The organism is Nocardia sp. NBC_00565 (assembly GCF_036345915.1).
Lineage (GTDB): Bacteria > Actinomycetota > Actinomycetes > Mycobacteriales > Mycobacteriaceae > Nocardia.
This window is the reverse complement of sequence record NZ_CP107785.1, coordinates 6,859,222-6,877,166: the sequence shown is the minus strand read 5'-3', so window position 1 is coordinate 6,877,166 and position 17,945 is coordinate 6,859,222. Positions and strand designations below refer to the sequence as shown.

The following is a 17,945-nucleotide window of genomic DNA, read 5'->3' as shown; positions in this document are numbered from 1 at the left end:
GAGTCGGCACACCAGCTCTGGTCCACACGGAGGACCACCGCCACCTCTTCAGTGCTGTACCACTTCGATGGTTGAATCTGTAGTTTGGCAGACGCCACCGCCGAAATTGATGGTGGGCGAGGCAAATCGGTACAACACAACTACCAACGGCATGAAATCTGAGCAAGTGGCAGAATTCGGTGCGCCACGGGAACAAATTGGGAAAATTAGCCTCGATCTTTCGTCCGGAGATCGTATCGGCCTGCTCGGATTCGGATTTCGGATTTGATCATGATTTCCTGCGTCTGGCGTGGTCAGGTGGCCATTTCAGCGGTCGGGCGCCGGGTTCCACGGGCCCGGATGTGGTTGCCTTTGTGCCGGTCGGGTCGGTTTGTGCTGGTAATCCTGGTTCCAGCCGGTTGACGCGGTGGAGAGCACAAGGCCGGAGGCGGGCGGACGCGGCGACAGGATTGCGGGGGTGGCCGATTATTGCGGCGACAGTGCGGCGCAGTCGTATACTCGCAATATGGCGGGTGAATCGTCCTCCACGGAATTCCCCGAGGCGCCGGTTCTTGTGGTGCAGACGAGGGAACGCGTCTATCGGCTACACGCCGGGGTCGCATATAATGTCGGTCGCGATCCGGCCGCCGACATTGTTGTGACCGATCCGCGCGCATCTTCGTTGCACGCCGTTCTGGAGCGGGGTGCGGACGGTTGGGAAATCGAGGACGCAGGCAGCCTCAACGGCACCTTTTTCGCCGGCCGTCGCTTCGATCGGATGGTGATCGACCGAGACGAGACATTCCAGCTCGGGCACGCCGTGGATGGCGAGCAGTTGGTCTGCTCGGTGGAAGCATCACCCGGCCACGAGTCCGGTGGCGATGTCGGTGGAGACACGATGATCGTCCCCAATCCCGGCTACAACCTCGACGATGAGGCAACGGTCACGAAGTTCGAGTCGGCCCTGCCTCGGCGAGTTTCGCGATCGTCACCTCCGGCGGCCCACCCCAGCGCGGTCGTCCGGATCACATCGCCCACGCTTCGGATCGGACGCGCGACCGACAACGACGTTGTCGCGCATGACCTCATGCTCTCTCGCCATCACGCCGAGCTGCACATGATCGGCGACGGCCGGTACCGGATCGTCGACCTCGACAGCCACAACGGCACCTATGTCAACGGCTCCCGGGTCGACGCGGCGGACCTATCCGAATCCGACTTGATCGGCATGGGGCACACCACGTTCCGGCTCGTCGGCGATGAGCTGCGCGAGTTCGTCGACACCGGTGACGTGTCGGTCTCGGTGCAGAACCTCACCGTGCGGACACCTGAGGGCAAGGTGATCCTCGACGCGGTGGGCTTCCCCATCTCGCAGCGCTCGCTTGTCGGGGTCATCGGGCCCAGTGGAGCGGGCAAGTCGACGCTGCTCGGCGCGGTCACCGGGTTGCGGCCGGCAACGGAGGGAACGGTCCGCTACGACGGACGCGACCTGTACGCCAATTACGACGAGCTCCGGCACCGCATCGGGCTGGTCCCGCAGGAGGACATCCTGCACAACCAGCTTCCAACGCGGCGCGCGCTGCTCTACGCGGCCGAGCTGCGCTTCCCCGGTGACACGCGCAGCGAGGAGCGTGAGGAGCGGGTCGACGAGGTCCTCACCGAGCTCGGCTTGGCCCGGCACGCCGATACCCGCATCGATCGGCTCTCGGGCGGCCAGCGCAAACGCGTCAGCGTCGCAGTGGAGTTGCTGACCAAACCGTCCCTGCTGTTTCTCGACGAACCGACCTCCGGCCTCGACCCGGGCCTGGACAAGACGGTCATGGAAATGCTGTCCGAATTGGCGCACGACGGGCGGACCGTCATCGTCGTTACGCACAGCGTCGCGAATCTTGATTCCTGCGACCGCCTGCTGGTCCTGGTGCCCGGCGGTCGGCTGGCCTATTACGGGCCGCCCGCGGAGGGGCTGCAGCAGTTCGCACAGCGCACCTGGGCGGAGGTGTTCCAGGCATTCGAGCGCGAGGACGAGCGCGACTGGGCCGGTGAGTTCCGGGAGTCGTCACGCTTCGAGAACTACGTGGCGTTCGGACTGACCGACGATGTCGGCCCAGCCGAAGTGCACCCACCGGCGCCGCCGCCCGCGCAGCAGTCCAAGCTTGCCCAGCTCAGTACGTTGTGCCGGCGATATCTGGCGGTGATCGCCTCGGACCGAAGTTATCTGGCGCTGCTCGGTGTGATGCCCCTGCTGCTCGGTGGCTTGATCGCTGCCGTGCCGTCGGGCGAGGGATTCGCCGGGGCGCCGGGATCCAACGTCGATGCCCCGACCAAGCTCATGATTCTGGCATTCGCGGCATGCTTCGTCGGCACCGGCAACTCGATTCGCGAGATCGTCAAGGAACAGACGATCTACCGCAGAGAACGCGCGGCAGGCCTGTCAACGGGGGTCTATTTGATGTCGAAACTGCTGGTCCTGGGCGTGATCACCACCCTTCAGGCGGCGGTTTTGGTCGTGATCGGCACCATCAATGTGGATATGCCGTCCAAGGGGCTTTTCACGATAGTCGAGCTGGAGCTGATCCTGGCGATGGCGCTGCTCGGCATCACATCGTTGGCATTGGGCTTGCTGGTGTCGGCGTCGGTGAACACCTCGGAGAAGACATTGCCGCTGCTGATCGTGCTGTCGATGGCACAACTGGTGCTCACCGGCGGGCTGGTGCGGCTCCCCGGCACACCCGTTCTGGAGCAACTGGCCTACATATCGCCGTCCCGTTGGGGATTCGGTGCGGGAGCCGCCACCCTCGATCTCGACACCCTCACACCGCATACGGGCGTACCCGACCCGATGTGGAAACACACCCTAGGCACGTGGCTGGTCGACATGGGAGTCGTCGCCGGCTTAGGGGCCGTCTTCCTCGCGCTGGCCTGGTACCGCCTGTACCAGCTGCGTCCACGCCGCCGTGGTGCCCGTCGCGCGGGGCTTTGACGCCGGCGACGCGAGCCGGTCGGCTGCCTTCCACAGGTCAACGGCGCTTAGATCAGTGCTTGACACAATCGTTGGACCGCTTGGTGGTGCGGTGGACGCGTTGCGCTTTGTAGGTGATCTGTGTGACAAGTCCGGCGCGACGTTGACCGAGCCCGCGTAACGATTGCGCAATCTGGGGTCGCGATTCGCAATATCCGTGCAATGACGGACTCCTAGGGTTTCAACCATGAGCACGGCGAGCGGTACAGCGGAGTCCATCGGGGGGACGGGCATCCACATCAGCGGTTTGACGAAGACATTCCGGGTCGGCCGGAAGACGGTGCAGGCGCTGGATGCGGTGGATCTGCATACCGAACAGGGTGCGTTCCTTTCCTTGCTCGGCCCATCCGGCTGCGGCAAGTCGACGGTGCTGCGCATCCTGGCCGGACTGGAGACGCCGAGCGCGGGTAAGACACTCATCGACGGTGAGACGCCCGCCCAACTGCGCAGCCGCCACGAACTCGGCATCGCGTTCCAGGATTCGGCGCTGCTGCCGTGGCGCTCGGTGGAATCCAATATCAAGCTGCCGTTGCAGGTCGCCGGCATCTCGCCGGATCCGGCGCTGATCGCGGATCTGGTGCAGCTGGTCGGGCTGGAGGGCTTCGAGAAGGCCAAACCGGCGCAGCTGTCCGGCGGTATGCGCCAACGGGTTTCGATCGCCAGGGCACTGGTGGTGAAGCCGACCGTACTGCTGCTCGACGAGCCGTTCGGCGCGCTCGACGATATGACCAGGCAGCGACTGAACCTGGAACTACTGCGGATCTGGACCGAGAAGCCCGCGACCACGCTGATGGTCACGCACGGAATCGCGGAGGCGGTGTTCCTCTCCGATGTGGTCGCCGTGATGAGCCCGCGGCCGGGCCGGGTGCTCGAGCTGGTGAAGATCGACCTGCCGCGCCCGCGCACGCCGGAGATGATGCGCACACCCGAGTTCCACAAGCTGCACGACTACCTGTCGGAGTTGCTCTTCGGGAAGTCCGGCAAGGGCGGTGTCGCATGAGCAATCGCCATTGCGCCCGACTGGAACGGTCCGTGAGGTGCGGGCATGAATGACAGCCGAGAACCGCGGTCGCATGACCTGACCAGATGTCTGGCCCACGCACGCCCGGGGTGGCAGCGGATCGGACATGATCAGCCACGACCGTCGATGGTGTGCCGTCAGCGCCGTCAAGGGGGCGCGTCATGAAACGGATCGGTGGACTGCTCGGCGTCCTCGGGCTGGTCGCGGTGTGGTGGGTGCTGGCCGCGATGGAGGTCGCGGGCGGCACGATCCCGAGTCCGTGGACCGTCCTGCACACGATGTACACCGACGGCTGGGATCTGTACGGCCCCAACTTCCGGATCACCGCGCTCGGCGCGTTCAAGGGTTTCGTCTGGGGCAATGCGCTGGCCATCGGGCTGGCGTTCCTCATCGTGCTGATCCCCTGGATCGAACCGCTGGCAACACAACTGGCCATCCTCAGCTACTGCATTCCCTTGCTCGCGCTGGGGCCGATCATCCTGGTGGTCTTCGGCGGGCGCACCCCGACCGTCTTCCTCGCGGCGATGTACTGCTTCTTCACCACGATGGTCGGCACGGTCACCGGACTGCGCTCGGCCGATGCCACCAGCCTCGATCTGGTGCGCGCCTACGGCGGCGGTCGCTGGCAGCAGCTGTATCGGGTGCAGGCGATCGCGGCGCTGCCGAATATGTTCGCGGCCTTGAAGATCGCCGCACCCTCGGCCGTGCTCGGCGCGATCATCGGTGAATACCTCGGCGGCGTGGACAGCGGTATCGGCGTCGCGCTCACGGCCGCGCAAACCGCATACAACGTGCCGCGCACCTGGGGCATGGCGCTGGCCGCCGCCGCGCTCGCGGGGCTCGGCTACGCGATCGTCGCGCTCGGCGCTCGACTTGTCACCCCGTGGACCGCGCAGGAGTCGAGATGAGCCGCGCACAGATTGGCGCTACGCGCGCGCAATCGCCCGATGAATTCGGCCATATGGAACAAGTTGGCGCGCGTCGAGCCGGGGGGTGCGCGGCGGGCAGAACAGCGCGCGTCGGGCGAGACCGCGCACGCCGCCGCGGTGCCCGTTTGGAGGAGTGCGATGACTGACGAACTTGTGCCGATGGACGACGTGACTGCCGCCGCACCGCCGCCCGTCGTGGCGAGTACGCGGCCCCAACGCGGTGCTGCCGCCGGGCTGCTCAACGTGCTGAGCCGACTCGGCCGCTTCCTGTTTCCGCTGTTCACCGCGCTATTGCTGATGTTGGTGATCTGGTACATCTTCCTGAAGGCCTTCCCGCAGGTCGGGCCGCGCGTGGGCAAGACGCCGAGCGATGTGTGGAAGTACCTGTTCAACTCCTCGGGCGCGCACGCCGCGCGGCAGGCGATCTTCGACGATCTGCAGATCACCCTGCGCGATGCGGCGATCGGGTTCAGCCTCGGCATGCTGGCGGCGCTGGTCGTGGCCGCGCTGTTCGTCACGTTCTCGGTGGTCGAGCAGACGTTCCTGCCGGTCGCCATGCTGTTGCGGTCGGTGCCGCTGGTGGCGCTGACGCCGATCATCGTGCTGGTGTTCGGGCGCGGACTGGCCGGTGTGACGGTGCTGGCGGCGATCGTGGTGTTCTTCCCGGCGCTGGTGATGATCATGGCGGGGCTGCGCAACGCACCGCGGCAGGCGATGGATCTGGTGGCCGCGTACGGCGGCTCACGCTGGACCGCACTGCGCATGGTCGCCGTGCCCGCCGCGTTGCCCTCGGTCTTCGCCGCGGCGCGGATCTCGGTGCCCGGCGCGCTGATCGGCGCATTGCTGGGCGAGTGGCTCGGTAGCGGAACCGGTCTGGGCGCCAGTCTGATTCGGGCCATCCCGACGTTCCAATACAACAAACTGTGGGCCTCGATCGTGATCGTCACCATCGTCTCGGTACTGCTGTACGCGATCGTCGGCGTCGTCGAAAATCTGGTGCTCGCGCGATTCGGTCCCGAGGCAGGCCGCCGCTGATCGGTTAGTTTTTCGCAAATCAATGCTTCGGAACGTCAAAGTAAAGAAATTGAAACGGAATCCCCTTAGATTCGGCGCATGACCCCCGTGCAACGCTCTTCGTTCGGGCCGAACCTGAACCGGCGATCCCTGCTTCGTTACTCCGCGCTGGCCGGCGCCGCACTAGGCGGTGCGAGCCTGTTGGCCGCGTGTGGCGATGATTCGAAAGACTCGTCGGGCGGCTCGGTGGCGGACGGATCCAAGTACGGTTCCGTCGCGATCCAGCTCTCCTGGCTGAAGAACATCGAATTCGCGGGCGAGTACTTCGCCGACGCCAAGGGCTATTACAAGGAGGCCGGATTCGGTTCGGTGAACCTGATCGCCGGCGGCGCCGCGAGCACCTCGGTGGAGGCGGGCCTGGACACCGGCAAGGTCTGGCTCGGCACCTCCGCGCCGCAGACCACCGCGCCCGCGATTCTGGAGGGCCTGCCCGCCAAGATCGTCGCCACCACCTACCAGAAGAACCCGTTCTGTATCGTCAGCTCCGCCGCCAAGCCGATCAAGACCCCGCAGGATATGAAGGGCCGCAAGATCGGTGTGCAGGACACCAACCAGCTGATCTTCAACGCGCTGCTGACCGCCAATGGCCTGAAGCCGGGCGATGTCACCATCGTGCCCGCGCAATACGATCCGACGCCGCTGGCCAACGGCGAGGTCGACGGCTGGGTCAGCTATGTGACCAATGAGCCGATCACCTTGTCCGCCAAGGGATTCGAGAATACGAACTTCCTCTTCGCCGACTACAACCTGCCGCTGGTGGCCGAGACCCTCACGGTCAAGCAGTCCACCATCGACAACGAGCGCGACAAGCTGAAGGCCTTCTTGATCGCCGAGATCAAGGGCTGGAAGGACGCGGTCGCGGATCCGGCCGAATCCGCCCGGCTTGCCGTCGAGGTCTACGGCAAGGACCAGAAGCTCGATCTGGCCGAGCAGACCAAGGAGGCGACCGCGCAGAACGGCCTCGTGGTCTCCGCGGATTCGACCGCCAACGGCCTGCTGACGATGACCGATCAGCTGATCGAGCAGAACATCGCCGCGCTGCGCAACGCCAAGATCGATATCAAGGCCGACCAGCTGTTCGACCTGTCGGTGTTGCGCGAGGTGTACGCGGAGAACCCCGGGCTGAAGTAGCGCTAAAGCGCCACTGAGGCTTTGGTGGAGAACTCACCGACCTCCGGTGTGGTTTCCGAACCTACGGCGACCTGCCGCCCGGTCCCACCGGACCGGGCGGCCAGCAGTTCGGCGACGATCGAGACGGCGACCTCGGGGGCGGTCCGCGCCCCGATATCCAGGCCGGCCGGGGAGTGCAGGCGGGCGAGCGTCGCGTCGTCGAAGCCGCCTGCCTTCAGGTCTTCGATGCGCCGGGTGTGCGCGGACCAGGATCCGTTCGCGGCGAGGTAACCCAGCTCGGGTAGCCGCAGTGCCACGGTGAGCAACGGGATCTCGAATCTCGGATCGTGGCCGAGCACGACAATCGCGGTGCTGCTATCGATTTCGCCCGCCGCCGAGAGGGTGTTCAGGTACCGGTGCGGCCAGTCGACCACCACATGCGCGCCCGGGAAGGCCTCGGCAGTCGCGAAGGTGTCGCGGGAGTCGCAGACGGTGACGCGATAGCCGAGCAGTTTGGCCTGCACGGTGAGCGCGGCGGCAAAGGCGTTGGCGCCGAAGATGATCAGGCGCGGCGGCGGGGGGAACGAGGCGACGAAGACATCGGAGTCAGGTAGCGCGACCAGTTCGGTCGCGTGTCGCTTGGGGGTGACCAGATGCTGCCCGATCAGATCCGGGTCCGGATTCCATACCACGGTGAACACGGTAACCCGGCGGTGTGCGGCGATTTCGGCGGCCACGGTGGGGAATTCAGGAAAGTCCCGGCGCGAGAACGGTTCTACGAAGACATCCAGCATGCCGCCGGAGTCCAGACCCGGTTCGCCCGGCGGAACGCCGAAGCGGTGCAGCCCGCGTCTACCAGTGCGCGCGGCCTCGGTGGCGGCCTCGATCACGGTCGTTTCCACAGTGCCGCCGAGGACCGATCCGTAGACCGCGCCATTGACGTCCACCAGGATCGATGTGCCGGCCGGGAGCGGCCCCGAACCCACGGTGCGCACGACGGTGGCCAGGCCTCCGGTCCGGCCAGAATGCCACACCCGCAATAGGTCGTCGACGATGTCGCGCATCTGTTCAGCTCCGCTCACCCGTGCGGCGTGGCCGGGAAGTCACGATCATCGCCTGTCGCCAAATCGTCGCACGTGACGCACACCATATCGTCATTCCCTGTCAAATAGGTGCGTGCGCCCGAATCTCTTACAGCTGCTTGATATACCGAGGTCCAATGCTTATCCGACATCGCAACCGGATGTCCGGGTGTGGCGCGGAACACAGCCCGCGCCAAGCCGGTAGGCGAGGCGAAGGCGGCGGCGGTGACGCGGGCGACGACATCCGCGCCGACATCGGGGGTATCGACCGGCATGATCGCGACGTACTGGGCCGGGGTCCGCGCAACGGCCCGCAATCCCGCGCGCAGCGATGCGCCGAGCCCGGTCGCCCAATCCGCCGCCCACACATGCTCGACGCCGTCGGGGAGATCGACGGCCGCCGGGGACGGTCCGGTCGCGCCGAGTACCACGATCACCGGATCGCAGCCGCCATCGCGCAGCGCGGTCACCGCGGCGCGCAGCCAGGCGCCGCCTTCGGCCAGGGCCTTGGGCATTCCGTAGCGGGTGCCCGCGCCCGCGGCCAAGACGATGCCCGCGCAAGGGGGCCCGGCCGGGTCGAGAGCTTCGCTGTGGGAAACAGCCATGAGTAAGACGGTAGTCCCGCGTGGTAGCCAGCGGGTTTCCCAAAGATGGCGTGGGGTAAACCGCATGTTTTCGGCGACACGCCGACAGTGATCTATCTCTTTTGAGTGGCGACCAGGGCAGTCGTATTCGATGCTGGTCCGATGACATACGACGGGCTCGGCCTCGCCGGATTCGACGCGCTGCCCGAGACGGCGGCCGTCGAGTCCCTGCTCGCCTGTTGCACCTCCCCGGCCTGGGCTCGGTCACTTGTCGCTGGACGGCCGTACCCCAGTGTCGAGGCCCTGTGCGAAGCCGCCGATGCGGTGCTGGCCGAATTGGACGAGGAAGAGATCGATCGCGCGCTCGACGGACATCCGCGCATCGGCGCACGGCCTGATACCGCGGCCTCGGCGCGCGAGCAGGCCGGAGTGGCCGGGGCCGCGGATACGGTGCGGGTGGCGCTGGCCGAGGGCAATCTGGCCTACGAGGAGAAGTTCGGCCACATCTACCTGGTGTGCGCGACCGGTAAGTCCGGAGACGAGCTGCTCGAACTACTCACCGCCCGGCTCGGCAATGATCCCGAGACCGAAAGGCGGGTTATGCGAACGGAATTGGCGAAGATCAATCGGATTCGGCTGGGGCGACTGCTGGGTGATCCGGCATGAGTTCGTTGAGTACGCATGTGCTCGACGCCGTCGCGGGTGCGCCCGCAACCGGTATCGCGGTGACGCTGTATCGAGACGCCGAGGTGCTCGGTGCGGGGACCACCGATACCGACGGCCGCATCGCCGCGCTCGGTGCAGCACTGCCGCCGGGAACGTATCGGCTGGTGTTCGACACCGGCGCTTACTTCGCGCAGCGCGCAGTCGAAGCCTTCTACCCCGAGGTCTCCGTCACGTTCGTCGTCATCGAGGAGCGGCACTACCACGTCCCATTGTTGTTGTCGCCCTTCGCCTTTTCCACCTATCGAGGAAGCTGAGCCAATTATGGAGCTGACCGGGCCGATCATGCTGTCGGACAACCGATACGGCAAGGCGGAGAACCGCATCGTCCGGATCTACCGGGACGACGCGCGCCACGAAATCCGCGATGTGAACGTATCCACGGTGCTGCGCGGCGATTTCGCCGATGCCTATGTCTCCGGTGATCAGTCGAAGGTGCTGCCCACCGATACCCAGAAGCAGACCGCCTACGCGTATGCGAAAAAGCCGGGTCTGCAACCGATCGAGGACTACGCGCTGGCGCTGGCCGCGCATTTCGTCGACGAGACCGCACCGGTCGACAGCGCGCGCATCGAGGTCGACGAGTATGCCTGGCAGCGGGTCACCGTCGATGGCAGCGAGCACGACTACACCTGGGTGCGGCAAGGGCCCGAGGTGCGGACCGCGACGGTCACTGTCGCGGGTAAGGGTGACGCGCAGCGCGCCTGGGTCATCGGCGGGGTCAAGGATCTGGTGATCCTCAAATCGACCGGCTCGGAGTTCGCCGACTTCCTCTCCGACGAATTCACCGTGCTCGCGCCGACACACGACCGGATGCTCGCGACCTCCCTCGTCGTACAGTGGCGCTTCGCCACCACGATCGGGGTGGATTGGGACGCGGTGTACTCCGGTGTCCGGCAGCAGATGGTCGAGGTCTTCGCGACGCAGCACTCGAAGGCCCTGCAACAAACACTGTTCGAAATGGGCAAGGCCGCGCTCGAGGCGTATCCGGTGCTCGCCGAGATCCGGCTGGCCGCGCCGAACAAGCATCACTTCGACTACGACCTGGGCAGATTCGGTATCGAGAATCACGGCGAGGTGTACCACGCCGCCGACCGGCCCTACGGACTCATTCACGCCACCGTGCAGCGCGAAGATGCACCGGAAGCCGGGCCGGCATGGATACCGTAGGCGCAATGACGACAACGACGGTTATCGACGGGTGCGCCGTGGCGACCGTCGACCCGAACGGCACCGAGTACCGGCGCGGCTATGTGACGGTTACCGGGAACCGGATCACCGCGGTCGGTGCGGGCGACGCGCCCGATCCCGGTACGGATGCGCACCGCATCGACGGTCGCGGCTGCCTGCTCACGCCGGGCCTGGTGAACACCCACCACCATCTCTATCAATGGATCACCCGGGGTCTGGCGGCGGACAACACGCTGTTCGAATGGCTCACCACGCTCTATCCGATCTGGGCGGGTATCGACGAGGAGGCGGTGCGGGTCGCCGCGACCGGTGCGCTCAGTTCGCTGGCGCGCACCGGCTGCACCACGACCACCGATCACCATTACGTCTTCCCGCGCGCGGGTGGCGATCTGCTCGGCGCGGAGATCACCGCGGCGGCCGATGTCGGATTGCGCTTCCATCCGTGCCGCGGCTCGATGGATCTGGGGCAGAGTTCGGGTGGGCTGCCGCCCGACGATGTGGTGGAGACCCTCGACGCCATCCTCACCGCGAGCGCGGATGCCGTTGCGCGCTGGCATGATCCGTCCTTCGATTCGATGTTGCGGATCGCGCTGGCACCCTGCTCACCGTTCTCGGTGAGCACCGATCTGCTGCGTGAATCCGCGGTGCTGGCACGCGATCTCGGCGTCCGTCTGCATACGCACCTGGCCGAGACGACCGACGAGCAGGAGTTCTGCGCGGAGAAATTCGGGTGCACACCAGCGCAGTACCTGGAGCAGCTCGGCTGGCTCGGCTCGGACGTCTGGTACGCGCACGGCATCTACCTGGACGACGACGCCATCGCCACCATGGCGAAAACCGGTACCGGAGTGGCACATTGCCCGACCTCCAATGCCAGGATCGGCGCGGGCATCGCGCGGACCGCGGATCTGATCGCCGCCGGAGTTCCGGTCGGCCTCGGTGTGGACGGCGCGGCGAGCAATGAGTCCAGTTCGATGATCGAGGAGCCGCGCAATGCGCTGCTCTACGCGCGCGCAAAGGGCGGACCACGTGCGATCAGCACCCGAATGGCCTTGGCGCTGGCCACTATTGGCGGTGCGCGGGTACTCGGACGGGATGCCGAGATCGGTTCGATCGAACCGGGCAAGCTGGCCGATCTCGCATTGTGGCGGCTCGATACGCCCGCACACGCGGGCATCGATGACCCGGTGGCCGCGCTGATTCTCGGCTCGGCGCCGCCGCTGGCCGCACTGATCGTCAATGGGCGCGAGGTGGTTCGCGATGGCGAGGTGCGCACGGTCGACGAGGAGAAGGTCGGCGGCGAGGTCGCTCGGGCACAGGCGGCACTGGTCGCGAAGGCCGGATAACCATGCTCGGCCCGCGGCCGCCGTCGACCCCTCCGGGACGGCGACCGCGGGGTCCCTGCGGGTCCGGCGCTAACCCGCAGTGCCAGTTGGTCTTCGGCGGCGCTAAGCGCTGGCCGCCGCGTGTTCGATGCGATCGGCCGGATCGGACGCCGTCTCGTCCGCCGATCCGATCCGCGCCCGCAGTGCGAGTAGGCACATGACCTCGTGCAGCGTCAGACCGAGTTCGGCGGCGTGCAATTCGGCGATCTCCAGGTCGAAGCGGCCGGTGGGATCCAGCTGATCCATCAGGATCATCTCCGCCACCACCATTCCCGTCAGTGCCTGCGCTCGCGTCAGTCGGCGATCGGTCGGCAGATAGGACAGCATCCAGGTGCCCCGGCCGGATTCGGGCACATCGATCCGGAAGGCCGCCTCGTGTGCCACGTCGCTGGTGATAAGCCACTGCGTGGTCGTAATCGTCATCGCGCGAACCCCTTTCAGCCGGGGCGACTTGTCACAGTGTTCAGTTGCTGCCCTCCACGATGTCAGTTCGTCTCGGCGTGTCGCGATCCCAGCGGCAAAAGTGCTTTCTTCACTCCGGCAGACTCACTTGACCAGCGGAAATACGGCTGATACCAAGGAATTAATCACAATCAGCGTTGCGATTCTCTAGTGTGGACGCAGCAGCGAGACCGGGGAAATCGCGCGCGGGAGGGTGGGCGATGGATCGAGCAGGCCGCAAGGCCGGCCCACGTCCCGCAGGCACCGTCAGCGCAGAGGATCGACGACGCCTGCGAGATCGTCTGGCCGATCTCGGATTGACGGATCATCAACTGCTGGAACCGTTTGCCGCGGAACTGCGTCAGCGCGGATATCGTCCGCGAGCCGCGTGGCGCTATGCCAACGAGCTCACCCAGGGCATGGTCGCCGAGCGTTACAACGAACTCACCGACAATGCCAAGGCGGCGATGAAGGCGAGCCGGATTTCCGAATACGAGGCGTGGCCCTTCACCCGCGACGGCGTCATCCTCGACGGCGAACCGCAGCGTCCCTACGGCGTGCGCCCGACGGTCCGCGTCCTCAAGAATCTCGCCACCATCTACGGCACCACCTGGGACCAACTCGTCGACGTCGCGGATCTCGCGCATATGCCCGAACACGAACGGCTGGAGTACCACCAAGCGCTCGCCCGCCGTTCCATCGGCCGACTGCCGGTGCCCGCGGGCGGCGACCTGCCCGCCGAGGTGCCGCATTTCACCGGTCGCGACGGCCCGAAGTCCCAATTGCACGACCGGGTAACCGATCACCTGCGCAGCGGCGCGGTTGCCGTCCACGTCATCGACGGACTGACCGGTATCGGCAAGACCGCCTTGGCCCGCTACGCGGTCGCGGCCTTCGGTCGCCACTATCCCGACGGCACGATCTGGGTCGACCTGCACGGCTACACCCTCGGCCGCGATCCACGCGAACCCATCGATGTGCTCGAGCAACTACTGCTACAGGTCGGCGTCGCTCGCGAAACCATCGAGATGGACCTGGCCGGGCGCGCGAACCGTTGGCGCACAACGATGAGCGAACGCCGCATGCTGATCGTGTTCGACAACGTCCTGGACACCGCACAGGTGAAAGACCTGCTCCCACAGGCACCCGGCTGCTTCGTCCTGATCACCAGCCGCAGCAAACTCACCGGCCTCGCCGGTGCCGCGCCACTGCGGCTGGAGGTGATGGAGTGGGACGAAGCCGAGGAGCTGCTGGTCAAACTAGGCAACCTCCGCGATGGCTATGACAAACGCGCGGTCCGCCAGATCTTGGAAACGGCGGGCCGACTTCCCTTGGCGATCCGGCTGATCGGCGGCCAGATCGCCCACCACGGTGCGGACATGCTGGCCGACAGCGCGGCCGATATCGCGAATCTGACCGCGCGGATGAAAGAGGCCGCGGTGTACCGGCGCTCGGCCGACTCGGCCGCCGAACACCTCTTCGATCAATTCGCGGCCGAGGACGAGTCACTGGCCGCGGCCTTCGAGATGTCCTATCAGCGCCTGCAGGATCCCGAACAACAACGGGCGGTGCGTCTGCTGGGTTGGTTCCCGGGGCCGGAGATCACCGCCGAAGCCATGGCGACGATGGCTTCGGTGCCGCTGGGCGACGGAATGATGGTGGTGCGCAGGCTTTTCGAGGCCGGGTTTCTGGATCCGGCCTCCGGCGGGCCGGGTGGCCGGCGCTATCGGATGCACGATCTCACGCGATGGTGCGCGCGGATGCACGCCGAGCGCGAGGATTCGCCCGCGGAGCACGCGGCGGTGATCGATCGGCTCGTCCACGAAAGTCTCGCGGTGGCCCGCCGGGCGAGCACCCATCAGATCTTCGATCCCGCTGGCAGCGAACATCTCTGGAATCCATCCGAGGACGCCACACAGGCGCGCGCCTGGCTCACGCGCGAACGCGAAATGCTGCAGGGCTGTGTGCAGGCCGCCGAACCATCCACGGACGCAGCGGAATTGGCGCGTCGGCTGGCATCGCATCTGTCCGGCACCGGACAGTGGTCACTGGCCCATCGACTCTTCGGACGAGCGTTGACCATCGCCGGACAGGTCCGCGACCGCGGCGCCGAATCCTGGGCGCTGGTGGGGCGCGGCCGAGTCGACCGGCTGATGGGACATCATGAGGCGGCGAGCGCGGGTTTCGAACAGGCCGTGGCCATCGCCCGCGAGTTGGGCGACCGGCATACCGAGGTCGCCGTACTGTGCGAACTCGGCCAAGCCGTCCGAAGTACCGGCGATCACGCGCGGGCGCGCGACTACTTCGATCAGGCACTAGAGCTGGCCAGAGCGATCGGCAATCGGCCAACCGAATGCGATGCACTACAGGGGCGCGCGCAGGTGGCCCGGGCGGCCTCCGACTATCGAACCGCTCGCCTCACCTCGGAGGAGGCGCTGCGCATCGCGGACGATATCGGCGACCCGGTTCGTGTGGCTACCGCACAATGGGGCCTGGCCGAGGTCATCCGCCGACTCGGTGAGCAGACCGAGGCCAAGGACCTGTACAGCAAGGCGCTCGGTATCGCGAAGGATATGAACCATCGGAAGTTGGAAGGTGACGCGCTGCGCGGGCTCGGCCATATCGAAAGGCTGGTGGGAGAACAGGTTACGGCGCGGCGATACTTCGAGGAAGCGTTGTCGATCGCCCGCCACATCCACGACAGGTACGGCGAGGGGTGGACCCTGTGGGGGCTGGGCAATATCGCGCGCAAGGCCGGGGACTACGAGAAGGCCCGCCGCATGTTCCAGCAGGCATACGATATCGCGGTCGAGATCGATGACCCGTTCAGCCAGGTGGATACGCTGCGCGGGCTCGGGCATATCGAACGGCACTTCGGCGAATACCGGGACGCGCAACGGTATTACGAGGATTCCCAGCACGTCGCCCGGCGGATCGGTGATCCGCTGGGCCAGGCCGATGCGCTGCGCGGCCGGGCCACGGTCGCGGTCAAGACCGGGCAGGCGCAACTGGCCGAGCAGTTGTTGTCCCAGGCGCTGGTGCTCTATGAGAGCACCGGTGTGCGACACGGCGAACAGATCGCCTCCGAAATCCGAATGCGCAGTGACTGATCCGGTCGGGTCACGCGCAGCGGCGAACCGCCAAGGCGGCCAGCGTGCGGGCACAGGCGGCCATTTCACTGATCAGTACGTGATGTTCGGTATCGGGGGTGGTGCCGCGCGGTCCGAACAGACAGCATTCGATGCCCGCCCGGCTGAGGTGGGTGGTGTCGTTGCCACAGTACGAATACGGCAGCGCCAGTCCGGTCTCCTCGACGTCGAAATCCGAGACCCGGGGCAGTAGTTCGGCGATATCGCGCACCAGCCGGCAGTCGGGCGACATGTCCATCGGCGGCATATCGGTGCCGCCGACGCGGAACTGTGGGTCGATCGGATGCTCCACGTCGATCTGGGCCTCGGGGAATCGTGGGCGGAGGTGCTCGAGGACAGCGTCGATGGCCGCGGCGACATCCTCGGGTTCGTAAGGCGGTGGATAACGTAGATCGATGAGCGCCGTTGCCTTGTCGGCGAGGTAGGAAATACCCGAAAGATCATGCGACTCACCACGTCCCGCGAGCAGGCCGGCCACCTGCACCCGAGGTAGCGGCGGAAAGGCGGCATCGCGCAAGCCGAGATCGGTCTCGTCGAGGAGATCGAGCACCCTGCGCAGTACCGCGATCGCATCGACGCCCTCGTCGAATCGGCTGGTGTGGGCGGTGTGACCCCGGACGACCACGGCGAACTTGTGCACCCCCGCGGTACGGGTGATGACTCGACGAACCGAATAGGGCTCCGGGACCACGGCGGCGTCGGCCGTCAGCCCGCTTGCCAGCGCGTATTTCGTACCGACGCCACCCTGGAGTTCGCCGACCACGAACTCGAGCAGCAAGGGCCGACGCAGCGGAATTCCGCTGCGGCGCACGGCGATCGCCGCACCGAGCATGGCGGCGAGGCCGCTCTTCATATTGTGCAGACCGGCCCCGAACAGCTGATCGCCCCGACGCTGTGCCGTGAACGGGTCGTCCGGGTGTTCGCGCCCCAACGGATCCATATCCAAGTGCCCGTTGAGCATGAGCGCCGGCGCAGTGTCCTGGTCGCCGAGCAGTCCGATCGTCTGGCGTCGTCCGGGCCGCACTTCTTGTTCGAAGGCTCGAATACTGTTGTTCGCGAGTAGTTTCCGGATATGGATCGCCAACTCCGTCTCGTGCCCGGTGAACGAGGGGACAGCGGCGAGTTCGGTGGCGATGTGCACGAGCTCGTCCTCGGGGAGCAAGCGGTCCAGTCCGCCGATCAATGTGTCGATCGAGTCAGTCACGTCTTCTGAATCCTAGGAGCAGCACATTTCGATAGGCCCGCACATCGGGCATGGTCGGCAGAATCCTGCTGGTGAAGTGTTGGACTCGCGCATCGTCGAAGACATAGGAGTCCAGCGGCCGCTGCAGCTCGAACGCCGCCAGTTCGATGTCCGGATGAGCTCCGTCGTAGATGGAGGAGATTCCGGTGTCCTTCTTCAGGTTTCGCCGCTCGATCAAATGCGCCGATCCGGCGATCAGGCCATCGCGGTGTTTGCCTTCCGGTGCCGGTTCACCAGGTGCGGTGATGGCCATGTAGTGGGCATCGACCAGTACCTCGGGAGTCAGTTCGGCCGACAGCACGCCTGCCGCCGCCAAGGACCGGGCGACGACTGCCGCGATCTTCCTGGTCGGCTCGGTCGCGGCATGGCTGGGTTCGATATGCCTGAATCGGCGTTCGATGCCGCCGACCAGGGGATTGACCTCGGTCGATTGCATATAGGGCGGTGGCTCGTCGATCGGTGTGAAGGTCATGTCGCGGACCGACAGCGTGTAGCTGCCATAGGCTCGTCGGCGATAGGTTTCGCCGTTCGGTAGCCACTGGTCCAGTGCGGTCGAGTCATGGAACGCGCGTTGCAGTACCGAGCGCTCATCGGGGGACAGGTCGAAGTCACTCTCGGCGAGCCGCCAGAAAGGAGCCCCGGTTCGGGTGCGGGGCGCGAAGGACTCGAGATCGGCGCTGATCTCGGGCACCAGGTGCTGGTTAATGGCCGGAACCTTCCGACTGAGGGTGTGGTTGCTCAATGCACGAAGTGGCGCGACCACGGCGAAGGAAGTGCTGAGTCGCGCGGCTAGAAGATAATGCCAAATCCCGGCATATCAAGCATTGCGGTGACCAATGACACCGTGTCGAACGGCTAAGCCGACGGTCGCCGACGGGCCGTGCGCCGCACGCCGATCTCGCCATAGAGTTCGAGCCCTCGCGCCGACAGCCGCCGGGCCTCGCCGATGTCACCAGTTTCGGCGGCTACCTGGCCGATCGCGCGCAGAGCATCCGCCTCACCGTGCGGATCGCGG

15 protein-coding genes are annotated in these 17,945 nt (G+C 66.0%); 10 read left to right on the top strand and 5 right to left on the bottom strand.

Going from position 1 to position 17,945, the window contains the following annotated elements; genetic code table 11:
• Nucleotides 1-505: 505 nt before the first annotated feature.
• From OG874_RS31590 to OG874_RS31570, 5 genes are all read left to right on the top strand, one after another.
• Nucleotides 506-2,959, top strand: coding sequence for an FHA domain-containing protein (locus OG874_RS31590; RefSeq protein WP_330250728.1), 2,454 nt, complete (start codon nt 506-508; stop codon nt 2,957-2,959).
• Between the two features lie 226 nt (nt 2,960-3,185).
• On the top strand, nt 3,186-3,998 hold the full coding sequence (locus OG874_RS31585; protein ID WP_330250727.1) for an ABC transporter ATP-binding protein: 813 nt from the start codon (nt 3,186-3,188) through the stop codon (nt 3,996-3,998).
• Nucleotides 3,999-4,180: 182 nt separating this feature from the next.
• Nucleotides 4,181-4,927 carry an ABC transporter permease gene (locus tag OG874_RS31580; RefSeq protein WP_330250726.1) on the top strand — a complete coding sequence of 249 codons (747 nt, stop codon included), beginning with the start codon at nt 4,181-4,183 and terminating at the stop codon, nt 4,925-4,927.
• Nucleotides 4,928-5,245: 318 nt separating this feature from the next.
• Nucleotides 5,246-5,983, top strand: coding sequence for an ABC transporter permease (locus OG874_RS31575; protein WP_442943445.1), 738 nt, complete (start codon nt 5,246-5,248; stop codon nt 5,981-5,983).
• Between the two features lie 78 nt (nt 5,984-6,061).
• The gene (locus OG874_RS31570) at nt 6,062-7,153 is read left to right on the top strand and encodes an ABC transporter substrate-binding protein (RefSeq protein ID WP_330250724.1); all 1,092 of its coding nucleotides are present in this window, start codon (nt 6,062-6,064) and stop codon (nt 7,151-7,153) included.
• A gap of 2 nt (nt 7,154-7,155) precedes the next feature.
• On the opposite strand, the gene OG874_RS31565 is transcribed toward OG874_RS31570, so the two are convergent.
• Together OG874_RS31565 and OG874_RS31560 are read right to left on the bottom strand one after the other, a co-directional pair.
• On the bottom strand, nt 7,156-8,196 hold the full coding sequence (locus OG874_RS31565) for an XdhC family protein (protein ID WP_330250723.1): 1,041 nt from the start codon (nt 8,194-8,196) through the stop codon (nt 7,156-7,158).
• Nucleotides 8,197-8,210: 14 nt separating this feature from the next.
• Nucleotides 8,211-8,819, bottom strand: a complete 609-nt coding sequence (locus OG874_RS31560; RefSeq protein WP_330250722.1) for a nucleotidyltransferase family protein — start codon at nt 8,817-8,819, stop codon at nt 8,211-8,213.
• A gap of 141 nt (nt 8,820-8,960) precedes the next feature.
• On the opposite strand from OG874_RS31560, the gene uraD reads away from it, so the two are divergent.
• Genes uraD through OG874_RS31540 form a run of 4 tightly spaced genes read left to right on the top strand, consistent with a single transcriptional unit; the run spans nt 8,961 to nt 12,058 of the window.
• Nucleotides 8,961-9,464: a 2-oxo-4-hydroxy-4-carboxy-5-ureidoimidazoline decarboxylase gene (gene uraD / locus OG874_RS31555; RefSeq protein ID WP_330250721.1), complete on the top strand. Its 504-nt coding sequence runs from the start codon at nt 8,961-8,963 to the stop codon at nt 9,462-9,464.
• Nucleotides 9,461-9,778, top strand: a complete 318-nt coding sequence (gene uraH, locus OG874_RS31550; RefSeq protein ID WP_330250720.1) for a hydroxyisourate hydrolase — start codon at nt 9,461-9,463, stop codon at nt 9,776-9,778. Before uraD ends, uraH begins: the two co-directional genes overlap by 4 nt.
• Nucleotides 9,779-9,782: 4 nt before the next feature.
• On the top strand, nt 9,783-10,691 hold the full coding sequence (gene pucL, locus OG874_RS31545) for a factor-independent urate hydroxylase (protein ID WP_330257503.1): 909 nt from the start codon (nt 9,783-9,785) through the stop codon (nt 10,689-10,691).
• A 5-nt stretch (nt 10,692-10,696) separates the two neighbouring features.
• Nucleotides 10,697-12,058, top strand: a complete 1,362-nt coding sequence (locus OG874_RS31540) for an 8-oxoguanine deaminase (RefSeq protein WP_330250719.1) — start codon at nt 10,697-10,699, stop codon at nt 12,056-12,058.
• Nucleotides 12,059-12,160: 102 nt separating this feature from the next.
• Here OG874_RS31540 and OG874_RS31535 read toward each other — a convergent pair whose 3' ends face one another.
• The gene (locus tag OG874_RS31535; RefSeq protein ID WP_330250718.1) at nt 12,161-12,520 is read right to left on the bottom strand and encodes a hypothetical protein; all 360 of its coding nucleotides are present in this window, start codon (nt 12,518-12,520) and stop codon (nt 12,161-12,163) included.
• 239 nt (nt 12,521-12,759) lie between these two features.
• Here OG874_RS31535 and OG874_RS31530 point away from each other — a divergent pair, with 239 nt between their 5' ends.
• On the top strand, nt 12,760-15,648 hold the full coding sequence (locus tag OG874_RS31530) for a tetratricopeptide repeat protein (RefSeq protein ID WP_330250717.1): 2,889 nt from the start codon (nt 12,760-12,762) through the stop codon (nt 15,646-15,648).
• Between the two features lie 10 nt (nt 15,649-15,658).
• On the opposite strand, the gene OG874_RS31525 is transcribed toward OG874_RS31530, so the two are convergent.
• Both OG874_RS31525 and OG874_RS31520 read right to left on the bottom strand, forming a co-directional pair.
• Nucleotides 15,659-16,891 carry a M20 family metallopeptidase gene (locus OG874_RS31525; RefSeq protein ID WP_330250716.1) on the bottom strand — a complete coding sequence of 411 codons (1,233 nt, stop codon included), beginning with the start codon at nt 16,889-16,891 and terminating at the stop codon, nt 15,659-15,661.
• The gene (locus OG874_RS31520) at nt 16,884-17,621 is read right to left on the bottom strand and encodes a 2OG-Fe dioxygenase family protein (protein ID WP_330250715.1); all 738 of its coding nucleotides are present in this window, start codon (nt 17,619-17,621) and stop codon (nt 16,884-16,886) included. Before OG874_RS31520 ends, OG874_RS31525 begins: the two co-directional genes overlap by 8 nt.
• Between the last annotated feature and the right edge of the window lie 324 nt (nt 17,622-17,945).